Consider the following 17,566-nt stretch of genomic DNA (forward strand, 5'->3'; position numbering starts at 1 on the left):
GCCTGCGCGGGAACACGGCGTGATTTAATTACTCACGCGCCGCGCCGCTAATCCCCCTCCTCCGGCGGACTGAAGACGGACCAGCCGGTGCGGCGGGCCAGTATTTCCAGCGCCTGGGTGCCGAGGCAGCTATTGCCATTGTCGTTCAGGCCCGGCGACCAGACTGCGATCGAGGCGCGACCGGGGACGATGGCGAGGATGCCTCCGCCGACTCCGGACTTGCCAGGGATACCGACGCGGAAAGCGAAGTCGCCCGAGGCGTCATAATGGCCGCAGGTCAGCATCAGGGCGTTGATGCGGCGGGCGCGGTTGGGGGATACCACCCTGCCCCCGTCGGGATGGCGGCCGTCCAGCATCAGGTAGCGACCTGCGAGCGCGAGTTGGCGGCAACTCATTTCGATCGCGCATTGATGGATATAGTTGCCCAGCACCAGATCGACCGGGTGCCGGACATTGTCGAAGGCGCGCATATAGTTGGCGAGCGCCATGTTGCGATAGCCGGTGGCGGTTTCGGACGCGGCGACATCTTCATTGATGGCGATATTGTCGTCACCGGCCAGATAGCGGACGAAGCGCAGCATTTCGCCGATGGCGACGCGCGGCTGATGCCCGCCCAGATTGACGTCGGCCACCACGATCGCGCCGGCGTTGATGAAGGGATTGCGCGGGATGCCCTCCTCCCGCTCCAACTGGACGATGGAGTTGAAGGCGTTGCCGGACGGTTCGCGCCCGACCCGTTCCCACAGCTGGTCTCCGACCTTGCCCAGGGCGAGAGTGAGCGCGAAGACCTTCGACACGGACTGGATCGAAAATGCGGTGTCGGCGTCGCCGCCGGTCAGGAGGCGGCCGTCGGCTGTCGCGATGGCGATGCCGAATTGCGCCGGATCGATCTTCGCCAGTTCGGGAATGTAGCTGGCGACGGTGCCGCGATGATCGGCGGTCGCCATTTGGGCAACAATGTCGTCTATGATCGATGGCAGGTCAGGCGACATGGCGACCCCTTAACTTCGCATATTTCCCGCAAATTCTGACATTAAATGTCCTATTGCCGTCATATTCGAACGCCGACCCCGATGCGGACGCGCCATTATAGCGGTGCGCATCGGGATAGGACAGGCAGATGGGCTGGTCAGGCCAGCACGCGGGCAAGCGCCGCCTTCACCGCGTCGATCGCGGTTGCGGCCTTGTCGCCATCGGGACCGCCGCCCTGTGCCATATCGGGACGACCGCCGCCGCCCTTGCCGCCCAGCGCTTCGACGCCGACGCGGACGAGATCGACCGCGCTGATGCTGGCGGTGAGGTCGTCGGTGACGCCGACTGCGATCGTGGCGCGACCGTCGACCACGGCGAGGACGGCGGAGACGCCGCTGCCCAGCGCCTTCTTGTTGCCGTCCACGATGCCGCGCAGTTCCTTGGGGTCGAGGCCGTCGATGACCTGGCCCAAGAAGCTAACATTGCCGATCTGTTCGGGGCCAGCCGGTTGGGCGGAACCGCCGCCGCCAAGCGCCAACGCCTTCTTGGCTTCGGCCAGCTCGCGTTCCAGCTTGCGGCTCTGTTCGACTAGTGCGGCGATGCGGGCGGGGACTTCGTCGGGCGAGGTCTTGAGCGCGTTGGCGGTCTGGCGCAGCTTGTCGTCGCGGTCCACCAGCCACAGGCGGGCGGCTTCGCCGGTCAGCGCTTCGATCCGGCGGATGCCCGATGAAACGGCGCTTTCCGACACGATTTTGAACAAAGCGATGTCGCCGGTCGCGCGGACATGGGTGCCGCCGCACAGTTCGACCGAATAATGATTCTCGTCCCCCTTCCCCATGGAAAGGACGCGCACTTCGTCGCCATATTTTTCGCCGAACAGCGCCATCGCGCCCGCGCCGATCGCGTCGTCGGGCGTCATGAGGCGGGTCGTGACCTCCTCATTATGGCGGATCTGGGCGTTCACATCCGCCTCGACCTTCGCGATCTGGGCGTGGGTCAGCGCTTCGGGATGGGAGAAGTCGAAGCGCAGGCGCTCGGCGGCGACCATGCTGCCCTTTTGCGTCACATGACCGCCCAGTTCCTTGCGGAGCGCGGCGTGGAGCAGATGGGTAGCGCTGTGGTTGGCGCGGATGCGGTCGCGGCGTTCGACATCGACGGTCAGTTGCACGGTGTCGCCGACCTTGACGCTGCCTGCGCCGATCGTCGCCTGATGGGCGTGGAGGCGGCCCAGCGGCTTCGCGGTGTCGGCCACGTCGGCGGCGAGGCCGCCAAGCGAGGTGATGGTGCCTGCGTCGCCATTCTGGCCGCCGCTTTCGCCATAGAAAGGCGTCTGGTTGGTAATGATCGCGACGGTGTCGCCGACGCTGGCGCTATCGACGCGTACGCCGTCCTTGACGATGGCCTGCACTTCGCCTTCGCCCTGCGTGCCGCTGTAGCCGGTGAATTCGGACGTGCCGAAGGTTTCGGCGATGTCGTACCAGATGTCGTCCGACGCCTTTTCGCCCGACCCCTTCCACGCGGCGCGGGCGGCGGCTTTCTGTTCCGCCATGGCGGCGTCGAAACCGGCGCGATCGACCGACAGACCCTGGGTGCGCAGCGCGTCCTCGGTCAGGTCATAGGGGAAGCCATAGGTGTCGTAGAGTTTGAACGCGGTTTCGCCGGGCAGGGTCGCGCCTTCATTGAGATCGGCGGTGGCTTCGTCGAGCAGGCGCAGGCCGTTTTCCAGCGTCTTGCGGAAGCGGGTTTCCTCCCGCAGCAGCGTTTCCTCGATCAGCGGCTGGGCGCGGACCAGTTCGGGGAAGGCGCCGCCCATTTCCGACACGAGGCTGGAGACGAGGCGATACATCAGCGGGTCTTTGGCGCCGATGATATGCGCATGGCGCATGGCGCGGCGCATGATGCGGCGCAGGACATAGCCGCGGCCTTCGTTCGCGGGCAGCACGCCATCGGCGATCAGGAAGCTGGTCGAGCGGAGATGATCGGCGATGACGCGGTGGCTGGCCTGATGTTCGCCGTCGGTCGCGGTGCGGGTGATCGCGCCGGATTCCGCGATCAGCGCCTTGAACGTGTCAGTGTCGTAATTGTTATGCACGCCCTGCATGACGGCGGCGATGCGCTCCAGACCCATGCCGGTGTCGATCGACGGCTTGGGCAGTTCGGAAACGATCTCGTTCGCTTCCTGCTCATACTGCATGAAGACGAGGTTCCAGATTTCCACGAAGCGGTCGCCATCTTCCTCCGGCGATCCTGGAGGGCCGCCCCAAATATGGTCGCCATGATCGTAGAAGATTTCCGAGCAGGGACCGCACGGACCGCTGTCACCCATCGCCCAGAAATTATCCTTGGTCGGGATGCGGATGATGCGGTGATCGGGCAGGCCCGCAATCTTCTTCCACAGGTCGAACGCCTCATCATCCGTGTGATAGACGGTCGCGGTCAGCTTGTCCGCGGGCAAGCCCCATTCCTTGGTGAGGAGGGTCCAGGCGTGGGTGATCGCCTGTTCCTTGAAATAGTCGCCGAAGCTGAAATTGCCCAGCATTTCGAAGAAAGTATGATGGCGCGCGGTGTAGCCGACATTGTCGAGGTCGTTATGCTTGCCGCCGGCGCGGACCGACTTCTGGCTGGACGTCGCGGTCTTGTAGGGGCGCGTTTCCAGGCCGGTGAAGACATTCTTGAACGGCACCATACCCGCATTGACGAACATCAAGGTCGGGTCGTTATGCGGCACCAGAGGCGCGGAGGGCACGATGGTGTGGCCGTTGGCCCCGAAATAGTCGAGGAAGGAGCGGCGAATGTCGTTGGTCGAGGTCATGGGGGCGATTTAGTGGGAAGCGGCCCGCCGCACAAGCGGGGGATTTGGTCTATTCCTCCCCGGTTCGGGGAGGTGGCAGGCCGCAGGCCTGACGGAGGGGGTTAGCCCACCGAGCGTAATCAAGAAGCGCACCCCTCCACCACTCGCTTCGCGAGCGGTCCCCCTCCCCGTGCCGGGGAGGATTTACCTGATCGGCGCTTCGATCGACATCGGAGGTTTCGAGAACCATCGCGGCCCCTGCGCCGTCATGTGGAAACAGTCTTCCAGGCGGATGCCCATGACGCCGGGCAGATAGAGGCCCGGTTCGTTGGAGAAGCACATGCCGACCTCCAGCTTCGTCTTTTCGCCGCGGACCAGGTTGACCGGTTCATGCCCGTCCATGCCGATGCCGTGACCGGTGCGGTGCGACAGGCCGGGGAGCGCATAGTCGGGACCGTAGCCGAGTTTTTGATAATAATTGCGGACCGCGCCGTCGACCACACCGGCGGGCGCGCCCAGCATGGCGTTGCCGAAGGCGATTGTCTGCCCTTCCGCCACGGCGTTCCAGACCTTTCGCTGCTGGGCGGTGGGTGGGGCGCCGTGGACCCAGGTGCGGCTGATGTCGGATTGATAATCTTCGACCGTGCAGCCGCAGTCCATAAGGACGACGTCGCCCGCGCGGACGGCTTGCGGCTTGCCGGAGCCGTGGGGATAGGCGGCGGCTTCGCCGAGCAGGACGAGATTGAATTCGACCTGACCGCCCAGTTGCTTCGTCGCGGCGCTCATCAGGGCGCCGATGTCGGCGGGGGTCATGCCCGCCGTCACCTGGGGATAGGTCCAGCGATAGGCGGCCATGGTCACGTCGGTGGCGGTCTGCATCAGGGCGATTTCGGCGGCGGTCTTGCGCATGCGCAGGGCGCGGGTGACGGGGTCTTTGATGAGCGTCGCGGCGGGGAGCGCGGCCTTCAGGCCATCGACGGCGAAGTAGCGGACCGTTTCCTCGATACCGATGCGGCCTTTGCCCAAGCCTTTGGCGGTCAGGAAATCGGCGATCGGGGCGTAGGGGCTTTCATCCTCCTGCCAGACGCGGACGTCTGCGGGGATGGCGAGGGATTCGTCGATCGAGGGCTTCTCGAAGAAGGGGCAGACGATCAGCGGAGCGCCGGTCGCGGGGATGATGGCGGCGGTCAGGCGTTCGGAGCGGTGCCAGCGGATCCCGCTATAATAGATGAGGCTGGCGCCCGGCTCGATCAGCAGCGCGTCGATGCCCTGCGCTTGCATCATCGCCTGCGCGCGGGCGAGGCGGTCGGCGCGTTCGGCCTTGCCGATCGGGGTGACGGTGGTGGTCAGGGGTTTGAGCGCTTCGGCTGCCCGCTCCTGTGCGAAGAGGCGCGGGGTCAGCGCGGCGGCAGCGATGCCGCCAGCGGCGTAGCGCAGCAGGGTGCGGCGGTCAGGCGTAGGCATATTTGCCGCCGGTCTGGAGCGCGGCCTTGTAGGCGGGGCGTGCGTGCATCTCGGCCAGCCAGCGTATGATGTTGGGGCGCGATTCGTTGAGGCCGCCACGCGAACGGGCAGCTTCGAGCGGGAAACTCATCATCATGTCGGCGGCGGTGAAGGCGTCGCCTGCAAAATAAGGGCGGCTCGCTAGTTCGGTTTCGATCCAGTCGAGATGATCGTCCAGCATCTTCTGCACCGTGGGCCGCGCGGGGCGGCCGAGCAGGCCGAGCTTGCCGATGATGAGCAGCGCGAGCAGCGGCGGCATCATCGAGCCTTCGGCATAGTGCATATATTGGCGATAGCGGATCGCGCCTTCGGGGTCTGCAGGCGAGCCGAAGCGGTTGCCGGCGCGGGTGACCAGATACTCCATGATCGCGCCGGTTTCGATCAGGCGGTGGCCGTCCACCTCCACCACCGGGGACCGGCCGAGCGGGTGGATGGCGCGCAGGCTTTCGGGTGCGCGCATCGTCTTGCGGTCGCGTTCGTAGCGGCGGACCTCATAGGCTTCGCCCAGTTCCTCCAGCAGCCAGAGGATGCGCTGCGAGCGGCTGTTGTTGAGGTGGTGGACGAGGATGGTCATGGCGGCTCCGGTGCTGGGTGGCGTGCAGGGCTAACGCAGCGTGGGGATAGTCACAACATCCGTTCGCTTCGAGCGTGTCGAGAAGCGGTTAGAACAGCGCTTCCGTTTCTCGACTTCGCTCGAAACGAACGGATATGGTTTACGCGTCCTCCAGCGCCCTCGCCTTCTGCCTGGCGCGGAAGGCGTGGAGGAGGGGTTCGGTGTAGCCGCTGGGTTGGGCGACGCCTTCGAATATCAGGGTGCGGGCGGCCTGATAGGCGAGGTTCTCCCCTTCCCGGCCGCGCATCGGCTGGTAGAGCGGGTCGCCCGCATTTTGCGCATCGACCTTGGCGGCCATGCGCTCCAGCGCGGCTTCGACCTGATCGGGCGTGCAGATGCCGTGCAGCAGCCAGTTGGCCATATGTTGCGAGGAAATGCGCAGCGTCGCGCGGTCCTCCATCAGGCCGATGTCGTGGATGTCGGGCACCTTGGAGCAGCCGACGCCCTGGTCGATCCAGCGGACGACATAGCCCAATATGCCCTGCGCGTTATTGTCCAGTTCCTGCGCGATTTCGTCTTCCGAGAAATTGCGGCCGACGGCGACGGGGATCGTCAGCAGCTTGGCGAGCGGCGCGATGCCCTCGGCCTTGCGAGCCTCCTGTCGGGCGAAGACGTTGATACGGTGATAATGAGTTGCATGCAGCGTCGCGGCGGTGGGGGACGGCACCCAGGCGGTGTTGGCGCCGCTTTTTGGATGGCCGCTCTTTTGCGCGAGCATGTCGGCCATGCGATCGGGCGCGGCCCACATGCCCTTGCCGATTTGCGCGCGACCGGACAGCCCGCAGGCAAGGCCGATCTGGACGTTGCGATCCTCGTACGCCGCGATCCAGTCGCTCGTCTTCATCTCGCCCTTGGGGATCATCGGGCCAGCCTGCATCGCCGTGTGCATTTCGTCGCCGGTGCGGTCGAGGAAGCCGGTGTTGATGAAGACGATGCGGTCGCGGACGGCGTGGATGCAGGCGGCAAGGTTGGCGGAAGTGCGGCGCTCTTCGTCCATGACGCCGACCTTGATCGTATGGCGGGCAAGGCCCAGCATGTCCTCGATCGCGTCGAACAGACTGTTGGTAAAGGCGGCCTCTTCGGGGCCGTGCATCTTGGGCTTGACGATATAGACGCTGCCCGCGCGGCTGTTGCCGCCCTCGCGCGCAAGATCGTGCATCGCGATCAGGCTGGTGACGATGCCGTCCAATATGCCTTCGGGCGCTTCGTCGCCATTGGTCAGACGAATGGCGGGCGTGGTCATCAGATGGCCGACATTGCGGACGAACAGCAGGCTGCGGCCCGGCAGGGTGAAGGCGCTGCCGTTGCGCGCGGTATAGGCGCGATCGGGATTGAGGGCGCGGGTCATGGTCGCTCCGCCCTTCTCGAACGTTTCGGTCAAATCGCCGCGCATCAGGCCGAGCCAATTGGCGTAGGCGGCGACCTTGTCGTCCGCATCGACGGCAGCAACGGAGTCTTCAAGGTCACAGATCGTGGTCAGGGCGGATTCCAGGATGACGTCGGCTATGCCCGCCGGGTCGGTCGCGCCGATCGGGTGCGTATGATCGAAAACGACTTCGATATGCAGGCCGTTGTGGCGGAACAGGCGGCCCTTTTCGCTGGTGCCGATATATTGGGCGGGGTCCGCCAGCGTGATGGCGTCGCTGGTGAGGTCGGCCCAGCTTCCATCCGCCAGCGGGATCGCATGGTCCAGAAACGCCTTGGCCCACGCGATGACCTGCGCGCCGCGGGCGGCGTCATAGCCCTTCCCGGCCGCTGCGCCCGGGATCGCATCGGTGCCGTAGAGCGCGTCGTAAAGGCTGCCCCAGCGCGCATTGGCGGCGTTGAGCAGGAAGCGGGCGTTGAGGATCGGGACGACCAGTTGCGGTCCGGCGAGGCGCGCGACTTCGTCATCGACATTCTCGCTGCCGATTGTGAAAGGCGCGGGTTCGGGGACGAGATAGCCGATGTCTTGCAGGAACGCCTGATAGGCGGCGGCGTCATGGGGTTGGCCCCGGCGCTGTTCGTGCCAGCTGTCGATCTGCGCCTGCAGCGTGTCGCGCTTGTGCAGCAGGGCGGCGTTTTCGGGGGCGAAGCGGGCGAAGATGGCGGCAGCGCCCGTCCAGAAGGCGTGCGGCGTGATGCCGGTGCCGGGCAGCGCGCGGGTGTCGATGAAATCAGCCAGGCTTTGGGCGACCTGGAGGCCGGCTTTGTCGATCATGTGGTCGGTCATGTCATTCTCCTAACCTCGCTTCTGTCATCCCCGCGAAGGCGGGAATCCATCTCCGGCGTTGGCGACGGCCGCTGCGTCGGGAGATGGGTTCCCGCCTTCGCGGGAATGACGATGTAAAGGTAGGTTATTCCATTTTCATTATGGCGTATATTCGCTATTATGCGAAGACAGTCATTCCTCTGGTGAACGAATATGATGGACCCCGACCATGAATTGTTTGTGACCGTCGTCGATGAAGGCGGCCTGGCGGCGGCGGGGCGGCGGTTGCATATTTCGCCTGCGATGATGTCCAAGCGGCTGGCACGGCTGGAGGAGCGACTGGGCGCGCGGTTGGTCCATCGGACGACGCGGCGCTTGTCGCTAACGCCTGCGGGCGAGCAGCTGCATGCCGACCTGCGCGGGATATTGGCGGCGCTGGACGATGCGGAGCGGCGGGTGTCGGGCGTGTCGGCGGTGCCGTCCGGCGCGCTGCGCGTGACTGCGCCGACATCCTTCGGGCGGATGCATCTGGCGCCCTATCTGCAAGGCTTCATCGACGCCTATCCGCGGATAGAACTGCGCATCGACCTGTCGGACGATTTTGCCGACCTGATCGAAAGCCGCGCGGACCTGGCCATCCGCATCACTGCCGATCCGGGGCCGGGACTGACCGCCAAAAGGCTGGCGACCAATCGCCGCATCCTGTGCGCCGCGCCCGCCTATCTCGATCGCTTCGGGATGCCCGATCGCCTGGCCGACCTCAAAAACCATCGCCTGCTGGCCGCCGACGGGCAGATGCCCTGGCGACTGGTCGGGCCGAAGGGACCGGTCACGGTCGAGGGCCGCAGCCATGTCCGCACCAACAGCAGCGAGGTGGTGCGCGAATTGGCGCTGGCGGGCGGCGGCATCGCGCTACGGTCGCTGTGGGATATCAGCGAAGCGCTAAGCCAGGGTAAAGTTCGGCAGATACTGCCGGATTATGAAGGGTCGGCGGATGTCGGCCTGTTCGCGGTGCAATTGCCGCAGCATAATCCGCCCGCCGCGATCACCGCCTTCATCGATTTTCTTGTTACACTTTATGTCCCGACGCCGCCGTGGGAACGCGCTGGGTTGCCCTGACGGAACGCAGTCACTAAGGCCCATCGCATGGACGATAACACCCGCCGCGCCGCCCTTGATTACCACCGCTATCCGCAGCCCGGCAAGCTGCGCATAGAGCCGACCAAGCGGATGGTGAACCAGCGCGATCTGGCGCTGGCCTATTCGCCCGGCGTCGCCGCGCCCTGCGTGGAGATCGCCGCCGATCCCGACAAGGCGATGGATTATACCGCGCGCGGCAACCTGGTCGCCGTCATCTCCAACGGCACCGCCGTGCTGGGCCTGGGCGCGATCGGCGCGCTGGCATCGAAGCCCGTGATGGAGGGCAAGGCGGTCCTCTTCAAGAAATTCGCCGATATCGACGTGTTCGACATCGAACTGGACACGACCGACCCGGACGCGTTCGTGGAAGCCGTCTCGCTGATGGAGCCGACCTTCGGCGGCATCAACCTGGAAGATATCAAGGCGCCGGAATGTTTCGCGATCGAGGCGCGGTTGAAGGCGCGGATGAACATTCCGGTCTTTCATGACGACCAGCATGGCACCGCCATCGTCGTCGCCGCGGCCGTGCGCAACGCGCTGGTGTTGCAGGGCAAGACGCTGGCGGACGCGAAGCTGGTGACGTCGGGCGCGGGCGCGGCGGCGCTGGCGTGCGTCGACCTGCTGGTGTCGATGGGCCTGCCGATCGAAAACGTCACCATGACCGACAAGGATGGCGTGATCCATTCGGGCCGGGAAGGCATGTTGCCCAATATGGCACGCTATGCCCGCACCACCAATGCGCGCACTCTGCCCGACGTGCTGCCGGGCGCGAACCTGTTCCTGGGGTTGTCCGCGCCGGGCGTGTTGAAGCCCGAATGGCTGCCGCTGATGGCGCCCAATCCGCTGATCTTCGCGCTTGCCAATCCGGAGCCGGAAATCCGCCCCGAAGCCGCGCGCGAAGTGCGCCCCGACGCGATCATCGCGACCGGCCGGTCGGACTATCCCAACCAGGTCAACAACGTCCTGTGCTTTCCTTATATCTTCCGTGGCGCGCTGGATTGCGGCGCGACGCAGATCAACGAGGCGATGAAGGTCGCCGCTGCGGATGCGATCGCCGCGCTCGCCCGGATGCCCGCGCATGACAGCGTGGCGCAGGCCTATGGCGGCCGCAGGCTGGTGTTCGGCGCGGACTATATCATCCCCACGCCCTTCGACCCGCGCCTGATCGGCGAGATCGCGGTCGCGGTCGCACGCGCGGCGATGGACAGCGGCGTCGCGAAGAAGACGCTGGACCTGGACGAATATAAGCGCAGCCTTTCCCGCCAGAGTGCGCGGTCGGGCCAGTTGATGCTGCCGGTGTTCGAAGCCGCGCGTGGCACCGGATGCCGCATCGTCTATGGCGAGGGCGAGGATGACCGCGTGCTGCGCGCCATCCGCGATGCGCTGGACGAAGGAATCGTGCGCCCCACAATCGTCGCGCGCCGCCGCATCCTGGAACAGAAGCTGCCCGAACTGGGCCTGGGCTTCGAACTGGATCGCGACGTCGATGTCGTGGACCCGGAAACCGACCATCTGATCATGGGCGAACTGGTCGAGGCCTATCGCGCGGTCGCATCGCGCCGCGGCGTGCCGGCGGACGAAATATTGCGCCATGTCTATCGCCGCCCGACCATCACGGCAGCCATGCTGTTGCACACGGGCCGGGTCGATGCGGCGCTGGTCGGCGGGCGGTCCGAATATTGGGGCCAGGTCGAACATGTGCTGCGCATCATCGACCGGGTGCCGGGCCACAGCCGCGTCTATGCGCTGTCCGGCCTGATCCTGGACGCGGGCGCGCTGTTCATTACCGACACGCATATGGTGCCGGACCCGACGCCGGAACAGATTGCGGAAATGACGCTGGCGGCGGCGGCCGAGCTGCAGCATTTCGGGCTGACGCCGCGCGCGGCCATGCTGTCGCACTCCAATTTCGGGGCGTCGCATACCGACAGCGCGCGCAAGATGCGCAAGGCGTTCAAGATCGTGCGCGACACCGCGCCCGAACTGGCGGTCGATGGCGAAATGCATGCCGATGCGGCCCTGAGCCAGGCATTGCGCGAGCGACTGGTTCCCGATTCGCGGTTCGAAGGGCCAGCCAATCTGCTGGTCATGCCGAACCTGGATGCGGCGAACATCACGCTGACGGCGCTGTCGGCGTCGTCCAGTTCGCCGACCGTAGGCCCGATGCTGATGGGCCTGTCCAAGCCGATCCATGTGCTGACCCCCGGCGTCACGTCGCGCGGCATCCTGAACCTGACCGCGATCGCGGCGGCGGAAGTGGCGCGGGAAGGCTAGGATTAACCTTTTGCGCCTATCCTGCCCCGGCATGGAGGCATGAGGATAAAGATGGCGGGTTTCCTGAAATCGCTGGCGAAAACCGCCGGGCCGAAGCTGGCGATCGGCGGCATCATGGCGGTGACGGGCCTGGTGGTGTTCGCGTCCATTGATCGGCCTGCGTTCGAGGGCAAGGCTGCGCCGGAATCTCCGGCGGCAAAAACCGCGAACGTGGCGGCCGTTACGCCGCCGCCTTCCCCCGCCAAGCCGGTCGAACGGCGCAGCGACCAGGGCATGGCGGTCGATCCCGGTGCGCTGCGGGTCAAGCGCGTGCTCAAGATCGACGGGCCGTTCCGCCATGGCGACTATGCCTGGGACGAGAATGGCGCGCCCGCGACCGGGCCGGTGATCATCACGGTCGACCTGCGCGCGCAGACGCTGTCGGTGTTCCGCGCAGGCTATGAGATCGGCGCGGCGGTGATCCTCTATGGCGCGACCGACAAGCCCAGCCCCAAGGGCGCCTTTCCGATCATGGCGAAACGGGCAGACTATTATTCGCGCACCTATAATAATGCGCCCATGCCCTTCGCCCAGCGGCTGACCAGCGATGGCGTGTTCATCCATGGCAGCGACGTGCAATGGGGGCGCGGCACCCATGGCTGCATCGGCGTGCCGGTGGCGTTCGCCAAGAGATTGTTCGGCGTGACGAAGGTCGGCGATCTGGTCGTGATTACCGACGGCAAGATGCTGGACGTCAGCCAGGCGCAGGTGAACGGGTAACGCCCGGCCTATTGCGGCGCATCCTCTAAGCGCGGGCGGTGGCCGACCGTCAGCGCGCTGCCTGCCGACGCGGCCATGATGCAGGCGATGGCGGTCCATTGCAGCGGCGTCAGCTGCTCGCCCAGCACGACGAAGCCTGCCAGCGCGCCCATGGCCGGGGCGGAACTGACCAGCAGGCCGAAGACATGGGCGGGTAGCCGCCGCATCGCTTCCATCTCCAGCGAATAAGGCAAGGCGCTGGACAGGAAAGCGATCGCCAGTCCGACGAGCAGGACGTGGGGCGATAGCAAGGCCGCGCCTGCATCCGCTACGCCCAGCGGCAGGATCAGGATCGCCGCCGCCAGCATCCCCCAGGCGACGGCGTCGCGCCCGACCGCGCCGGACACCCGCTTGCCGGTGACGATATAGAGCGCCCAGCAGGCGCCCGCCGCGCAGGCGAAGGCCACGCCGACGGGATCGAGCGCGGCATGATGCCGGACGGGGAGCAGCAGCAACAGCCCCGCAACCGCCGCCGCGAGCCACAGAAAGTCACGCGGTCGCCGGGAGCCGAACAGCACGACTGCGAGCGGCCCGGCGACTTCGATCGCGATCGCCACGCCCATGGGGATGCGCGCAAATGCTTCATAGATGCACAGGTTCATTAGGCCGAGCGTCGCGCCATAGAGAATCAGCCATGCGCGGCTGCCCTGCGGCACGGGGCGGCGCCATGGTCGTCGCACCAGCCACAGCAGGACCGCCGCCAGCGCGATACGCACCCCCGCGACCCCGGCCGCGCCGAGCAACGGAAACAAAGTCTTGGCGAAGGCTGCGCCGAAATTGACCGAAATCATCGACGCCAGCACCGCGCCCATGCCCACCAGCGCCGCGCCGCGTCCATCCTGCCGATCGTGCATGTCCATATGATGAGCCTATAGTCGATCGCCGAAAGATCACGAGCGCAGAGTGATGCTGCGGCCCCCGCGATTGCATATCGCGCCGCCGCATATGCACAAAATGCAGACAGTCGCGGGGTTGACCCGCGCTGTCATCGCGCCCATTTGCCAGCTTTCCACAATATTTCTGCATTGCAGCATGGAGCTTGCCATGGGTGCCCAACCCCAAAAGGCGCATCCCGCGCTCGTCCTGTTCGCCCTTGCGGTCGGCGCCTTCGCGATCGGCACGACCGAATTTGCGTCGATGAGCCTGCTGCCCTTCTTTGCGCGCGACCTGCATATCGATGCGCCGACCGCCGGCAATGCGATCAGCGCCTATGCGCTGGGCGTGGTGGCGGGCGCGCCGATCATCGCCGCGTTCGGCGCGCGCCTGCCGCGCCGGACGTTGCTGATCGGCCTGATGGCGATGTTCGCCATCGCCAATGGCCTGTCCGCCCTGTCGCCCAGCTATCCTTGGCTGCTGCTGTTCCGCTTCCTGTCCGGCGTGCCGCATGGCGCCTATTTCGGCGTCGCCGCGCTCGTCGCCGCCAGCCTGGTGCCGTTCGAAAAGCGCACGCTGGCGATCGCCAAGGTCATGTCCGGCCTGACGGTCGCCACCGTGATCGGCGTGCCGGTCGCCAACTGGATGGGGCAGGTGCTGGGCTGGCGATCAGGCTTCTTCGTCGTCACCGCGCTGGCGGTCGCGACGGTGACGCTGGTCGCGCTCTACGCCCCGCGCGATGCGGGCGATCCCAAAGCCAGCCCGATGCGCGAGTTGACGGCGCTCAGCAAAGTGCAGGTGTGGTTGACGCTGCTGACCGGCGCAATCGGCTTTGGCGGCATGTTCGCAGTCTATACCTATGTCGCGTCCACCATGATCGATGTGACCCATGTGTCGGAAACCTATGTGCCGCTCGTCCTCATGATCTTCGGCGTCGGGCTGACGCTGGGCAATCTGGCGGCGGCTTGGGCGGCGGACCGGGCGCTCAACCGCACCGTGATCGGCGTGCTGTTGTGGAGCGCGGTATCGCTGGCGCTGTTCCCATTGATGGCGGGCAATATCTGGACGCTCGGCCTCAACATCTTCCTGATCGGCATCGGCGGCGGGCTGGGCACGCCGTTGCAGGCGCGGCTGATGAACGTGGCGGGCGATGCGCAGACGCTGGCGGCGGCGCTGCACCACAGCGCGTTCAACATGGCGAACGCGCTTGGTCCATGGCTGGGCGGCCTGTCGATCGCCGCGGGCTATGGCCTGGTGTCGACCGGCTGGATCGGCAGCGCGCTGGCGCTGGGCGGGCTGTCGATCTTCCTGATCGCCATCGCGCTCGAGCGGCGGCCGTTGGCGGCGGTGCCTGCGGCAGCGGAATGACCGCGCGTAGGTAGGCGGTTGAAGGCGGGGCACCACCCCGCTATCAGCGGCGCATAAGACTTAGCAGGGCAAGAGGATGGCCGGGCATGACCCCAGGACCCTTCACGCCCATGACCACGACCCTGCCGCCCCCCGCCCGTCCCCATAGCCTGGCCGAAGATGGCTATGCCATTGCCATCGGCTGCGCCTTCATCGCGCTGGGGCTAGTGCTGCTGAAAGCCGCCAATCTGGTGACGGGCGGCATGGCGGGGATTGCGCTGCTGCTATCCTATCTGGTCCATTGGTCGCCCGCGACCCTTTTCCTGCTGATCAACATTCCCTTCTTCCTGTTCGCCGGACGGGCGATGGGGGTGGCGTTCGGGTTGAAGACGCTGTTCGCCAATGTCGCGATCATGGCGGTAGGCCTCGCCATGCCCGCCGCGCTTCAGATCGCGCGGATCAGCCCGCTCTTCGCCGCCCTGTTCGGCGGATCGATCATCGGTTTCGGCATCCTGGCCATCGCGCGGCATGGCGCGGGCGTCGGCGGCGTGGGCGTCGTCGCGCTGATATTGCAACGGTCGCGCGGGTGGAATGCCGGACGCACACAGATGCAGTGCGATATCGTCATCCTGCTGGCGTCGCTACCGGTGCTGAATGTCGAACGGTTCGGCCTGTCGATCCTGTCGGCCGCCGCGATCAATGCGGTGCTGTTCGTCAATCACCGGCCGGGGCGTTATATCGGTCATTGAGGGCTTACCCCTCGCACAGCGCCTTGTCGTCGCTGTCGCGGGCGCGCAGGGCGCTGGCGGCGTCATTGGCGATGCGGGGGAAGCTGACCCCCTCCAGCGTGCCGCGTCCCTGGCACAGGTCCGCGCAGGCCATATCGACCACGCCGGGCAACGACACCTGATCGCCATCATATTGGGCGACGACGATGCAGCGGTCGCCGCCCTTGAAGCTGAGGATCAGCTTGTCGCCTGCGCGCCGCGCCGTGCCCTGCCCCCGGCAGCTCTGGTCCTCGCCGAAATTGGCCTGGAGGCCGAAGCGGAACGACGCGTCCTTGGCCGGCATGACGCAGAGCAGGTCGCGTCCGGCCTCATGGCTGCGCTGGAACAGGCCGACAGGCGACGTCTTGCCGCTGTCGGTGATTGCGCCGCTTTCGATCGCCGCGCGTTCCAGGCCGGACGCGGGCGCGCTGTCCGATCCCGATGCAGCGTCAGCCACCGCCGGAGCGCGCTGGCACGCCGCCAGCAGCAGAAGCAGCGCCAGACTAGTCCGCGGCATCGACCGCCGGATCGATCATCGTCAGCCCGTCCGGCCCGACCCGGCGAAAGAAGCAGGAGCGCGCGCCGGTGTGGCAGGTGGGTCCGGCCGGAACCGCCTTCACCCAGACCGCGTCCTGATCGCAATCGATGCGGATGTCGCGCACGCTGAGCATATGGCCGGACGTTTCGCCCTTCTTCCACAGCGCCTGGCGGCTGCGCGACCAGAAATGGGCAAGGCCGGTGTCGACCGTCAGGGCCAGCGCCTGCGCATTCATATGCGCGACCATCAGCAGTTCGCCGGTCGCCGCATCGGTGACCACGGCGGTGATCAGGCCATGATCGTCATATTTGGGATTGAGGGTCAGCCCCTTGTCGCGCGCATCGGTCATGGGCGCGCTATAGAATATCGGGCGGGACGGTGGGAAACGCTTTTTCGCATGGGACAATGCGAAATACTGGCTGTCCCTGAGCGAGACAGCGCCCCTTCGGACAAGGGGATATAGCAGAAATGGGGCGATCGACGGGATCCGAACCCGCGACCTCCGGTACCACAAACCGGCGCTCTAACCAACTGAGCTACGATCGCCACAGGGGCCGAAAGCCCCGAGAGAAGCGCCACATATGCGGCCCATTACCGGTCGTCAAGCAGGCAAATGATGCCGGTCGGTCATTCATCCCGATCGATGACAGGGATTGGCCGCTATCGCGCGGCCTTATGGCGTGGGCACGGCGGCGCGCAGTTGGGCGCGCAGGTTGGTCAGTATGCGTTCCGGCACCGTGGGGCGGGTCGCGGCTGGCTTCCCTTTACGCAGGCGGGCGCGGTCCTTTTCGGGCGGATCGACGAAGCGGACGCGGACCGGCGCATGACCCTGCGCCCTGATCCCCAATTCTTCCGCCGCGCCGCGCGACAGGTCGATCACGCGGCCACGCCCCGAAAAAGGCCCGCGATCATTGACCCGGACCAGGATCGTGCGGCCGGTGTCGAGCGCCGTCACCTCGACATAGCTGGGCAGCGGCAGGCTGACATGGGCGGCGGTGAGCCACTTCGCACGAAAGCGTTCGCCATTGGCGGTGCAGTTACCCGATTCCGATCCGTACCAGCTGGCATAGCCCAGCATGTCGTAAGCGGGATCGGCGGCCGGGACATAGGTGGTGCCGCGCACCTTATAGGGCGGGCCGATCCTGACCGGCGTATCGCGTACCGGCCGGTAGTCGCCACCCGCGCAGGCGGACAAAGTCGCCAGCCCAAGAGTGATCCAGATCGTCCTGCCTGCCATTATCGCCATGCCGCCTTTCTATCGTCGGCAGGCCGAACGGTCGAGGCCGGGCGGGCAAAAGAAAAGGGACGCAAAGGCGATGCCCCTGGTCCCTTTTGCCTTTCGGCGTCCTGCTGCGTGGAGGGTGGCCCCCTGTCGCTGCATCACTCTCCTGAAAAACGTCCGGCCGCGATGCCGGTAGGTCGTCAAACGGCAGGCGCCCGCCGGACGGCAGGCGCCCTGTCCGTTAGTTGACCGAATCCTTCAGGCCCTTGCCGGCCTTGAACTTCGGCTGCGTCGAAGCCTTGATGGTCATGGTCTCACCCGTGCGCGGGTTACGGCCGGTCGAGGCCTTGCGCTGGGAAACCGAGAAGGTGCCGAAACCTACGAGGCGCACTTCGTCGCCCTTCTTCAGCGCGCCGGTGATCGCGTCGAAAACGCCTTCCACCGCTTTGGTCGCGTCGTTCTTGTTGAGGCCGCTGCTTTCAGCAACCGTGCTGATCAGATCCTGCTTGTTCATGCCTTGGGAACCCCCTTGTGCTG

15 protein-coding genes and 1 tRNA gene are annotated in these 17,566 nt (G+C 66.0%); 5 read left to right on the forward strand and 11 right to left on the reverse strand.

Features of this window, described 5'->3' with window-relative positions; genetic code table 11:
• Window positions 1–47: 47 nt before the first annotated feature.
• The 5 genes from U5A89_RS12220 to U5A89_RS12240 form a co-directional block, all read right to left on the reverse strand.
• Complete coding sequence (locus tag U5A89_RS12220) at window positions 48–992, reverse strand: glutaminase (RefSeq protein WP_338161379.1); 945 nt, start codon at window positions 990–992, stop codon at window positions 48–50.
• A gap of 137 nt (window positions 993–1,129) precedes the next feature.
• Window positions 1,130–3,784, reverse strand: coding sequence for an alanine--tRNA ligase (alaS, locus tag U5A89_RS12225; protein WP_338161380.1), 2,655 nt, complete (start codon window positions 3,782–3,784; stop codon window positions 1,130–1,132).
• Window positions 3,785–3,967: 183 nt separating this feature from the next.
• Window positions 3,968–5,227: a M24 family metallopeptidase gene (locus tag U5A89_RS12230; RefSeq protein WP_338161381.1), complete on the reverse strand. Its 1,260-nt coding sequence runs from the start codon at window positions 5,225–5,227 to the stop codon at window positions 3,968–3,970.
• The gene (locus tag U5A89_RS12235; protein WP_338161382.1) at window positions 5,214–5,840 is read right to left on the reverse strand and encodes a glutathione S-transferase family protein; all 627 of its coding nucleotides are present in this window, start codon (window positions 5,838–5,840) and stop codon (window positions 5,214–5,216) included. Before U5A89_RS12235 ends, U5A89_RS12230 begins: the two co-directional genes overlap by 14 nt.
• 139 nt (window positions 5,841–5,979) lie before the next feature.
• Window positions 5,980–8,091: a malate synthase G gene (locus tag U5A89_RS12240; protein WP_338161383.1), complete on the reverse strand. Its 2,112-nt coding sequence runs from the start codon at window positions 8,089–8,091 to the stop codon at window positions 5,980–5,982.
• A 192-nt stretch (window positions 8,092–8,283) separates the two neighbouring features.
• Here U5A89_RS12240 and U5A89_RS12245 point away from each other — a divergent pair, with 192 nt between their 5' ends.
• The 3 genes from U5A89_RS12245 to U5A89_RS12255 are packed head-to-tail and all read left to right on the forward strand — an operon-like array spanning window position 8,284 to window position 12,243.
• Window positions 8,284–9,189, forward strand: a complete 906-nt coding sequence (locus tag U5A89_RS12245) for a LysR family transcriptional regulator (protein ID WP_338161384.1) — start codon at window positions 8,284–8,286, stop codon at window positions 9,187–9,189.
• A gap of 27 nt (window positions 9,190–9,216) precedes the next feature.
• The gene (locus tag U5A89_RS12250; RefSeq protein ID WP_338161385.1) at window positions 9,217–11,484 is read left to right on the forward strand and encodes an NADP-dependent malic enzyme; all 2,268 of its coding nucleotides are present in this window, start codon (window positions 9,217–9,219) and stop codon (window positions 11,482–11,484) included.
• A gap of 51 nt (window positions 11,485–11,535) precedes the next feature.
• On the forward strand, window positions 11,536–12,243 hold the full coding sequence (locus tag U5A89_RS12255; RefSeq protein WP_338163036.1) for a L,D-transpeptidase family protein: 708 nt from the start codon (window positions 11,536–11,538) through the stop codon (window positions 12,241–12,243).
• Window positions 12,244–12,251: 8 nt separating this feature from the next.
• Here the strand turns inward: U5A89_RS12255 and U5A89_RS12260 are convergent, their stop codons facing one another.
• Complete coding sequence (locus U5A89_RS12260; RefSeq protein WP_338161386.1) at window positions 12,252–13,142, reverse strand: EamA family transporter; 891 nt, start codon at window positions 13,140–13,142, stop codon at window positions 12,252–12,254.
• A 184-nt stretch (window positions 13,143–13,326) separates the two neighbouring features.
• Here U5A89_RS12260 and U5A89_RS12265 point away from each other — a divergent pair, with 184 nt between their 5' ends.
• Entirely contained in the window at window positions 13,327–14,523 is a 1,197-nt protein-coding gene (locus U5A89_RS12265) for an MFS transporter (protein WP_338161387.1), read from the forward strand.
• 86 nt (window positions 14,524–14,609) lie between these two features.
• Window positions 14,610–15,251: a YitT family protein gene (locus tag U5A89_RS12270; protein ID WP_338161388.1), complete on the forward strand. Its 642-nt coding sequence runs from the start codon at window positions 14,610–14,612 to the stop codon at window positions 15,249–15,251.
• Between the two features lie 4 nt (window positions 15,252–15,255).
• On the opposite strand, the gene U5A89_RS12275 is transcribed toward U5A89_RS12270, so the two are convergent.
• The 5 genes from U5A89_RS12275 to U5A89_RS12295 all read right to left on the reverse strand — a co-directional run bounded on the left by U5A89_RS12275 (window position 15,256) and on the right by U5A89_RS12295 (window position 17,543).
• Window positions 15,256–15,786, reverse strand: a complete 531-nt coding sequence (locus U5A89_RS12275) for a hypothetical protein (protein WP_338161389.1) — start codon at window positions 15,784–15,786, stop codon at window positions 15,256–15,258.
• Window positions 15,773–16,156, reverse strand: a complete 384-nt coding sequence (gene hisI / locus U5A89_RS12280) for a phosphoribosyl-AMP cyclohydrolase (protein ID WP_338161390.1) — start codon at window positions 16,154–16,156, stop codon at window positions 15,773–15,775. The genes U5A89_RS12275 and hisI overlap by 14 nt, the downstream gene beginning before the upstream one ends.
• 120 nt (window positions 16,157–16,276) lie before the next feature.
• Window positions 16,277–16,353: transfer RNA gene (locus tag U5A89_RS12285), tRNA-His, on the reverse strand.
• A gap of 127 nt (window positions 16,354–16,480) precedes the next feature.
• Window positions 16,481–17,044 (reverse strand): septal ring lytic transglycosylase RlpA family protein, encoded by a 564-nt coding sequence (locus U5A89_RS12290; protein ID WP_338163037.1) that lies wholly within the window; start codon window positions 17,042–17,044, stop codon window positions 16,481–16,483.
• A gap of 226 nt (window positions 17,045–17,270) precedes the next feature.
• Window positions 17,271–17,543, reverse strand: a complete 273-nt coding sequence (locus U5A89_RS12295) for an HU family DNA-binding protein (RefSeq protein ID WP_338161391.1) — start codon at window positions 17,541–17,543, stop codon at window positions 17,271–17,273.
• Between the last annotated feature and the right edge of the window lie 23 nt (window positions 17,544–17,566).

The organism is Sphingobium sp. HWE2-09, from assembly GCF_035989265.1.
Taxonomy (GTDB): Bacteria; Pseudomonadota; Alphaproteobacteria; order Sphingomonadales; family Sphingomonadaceae; genus Sphingobium.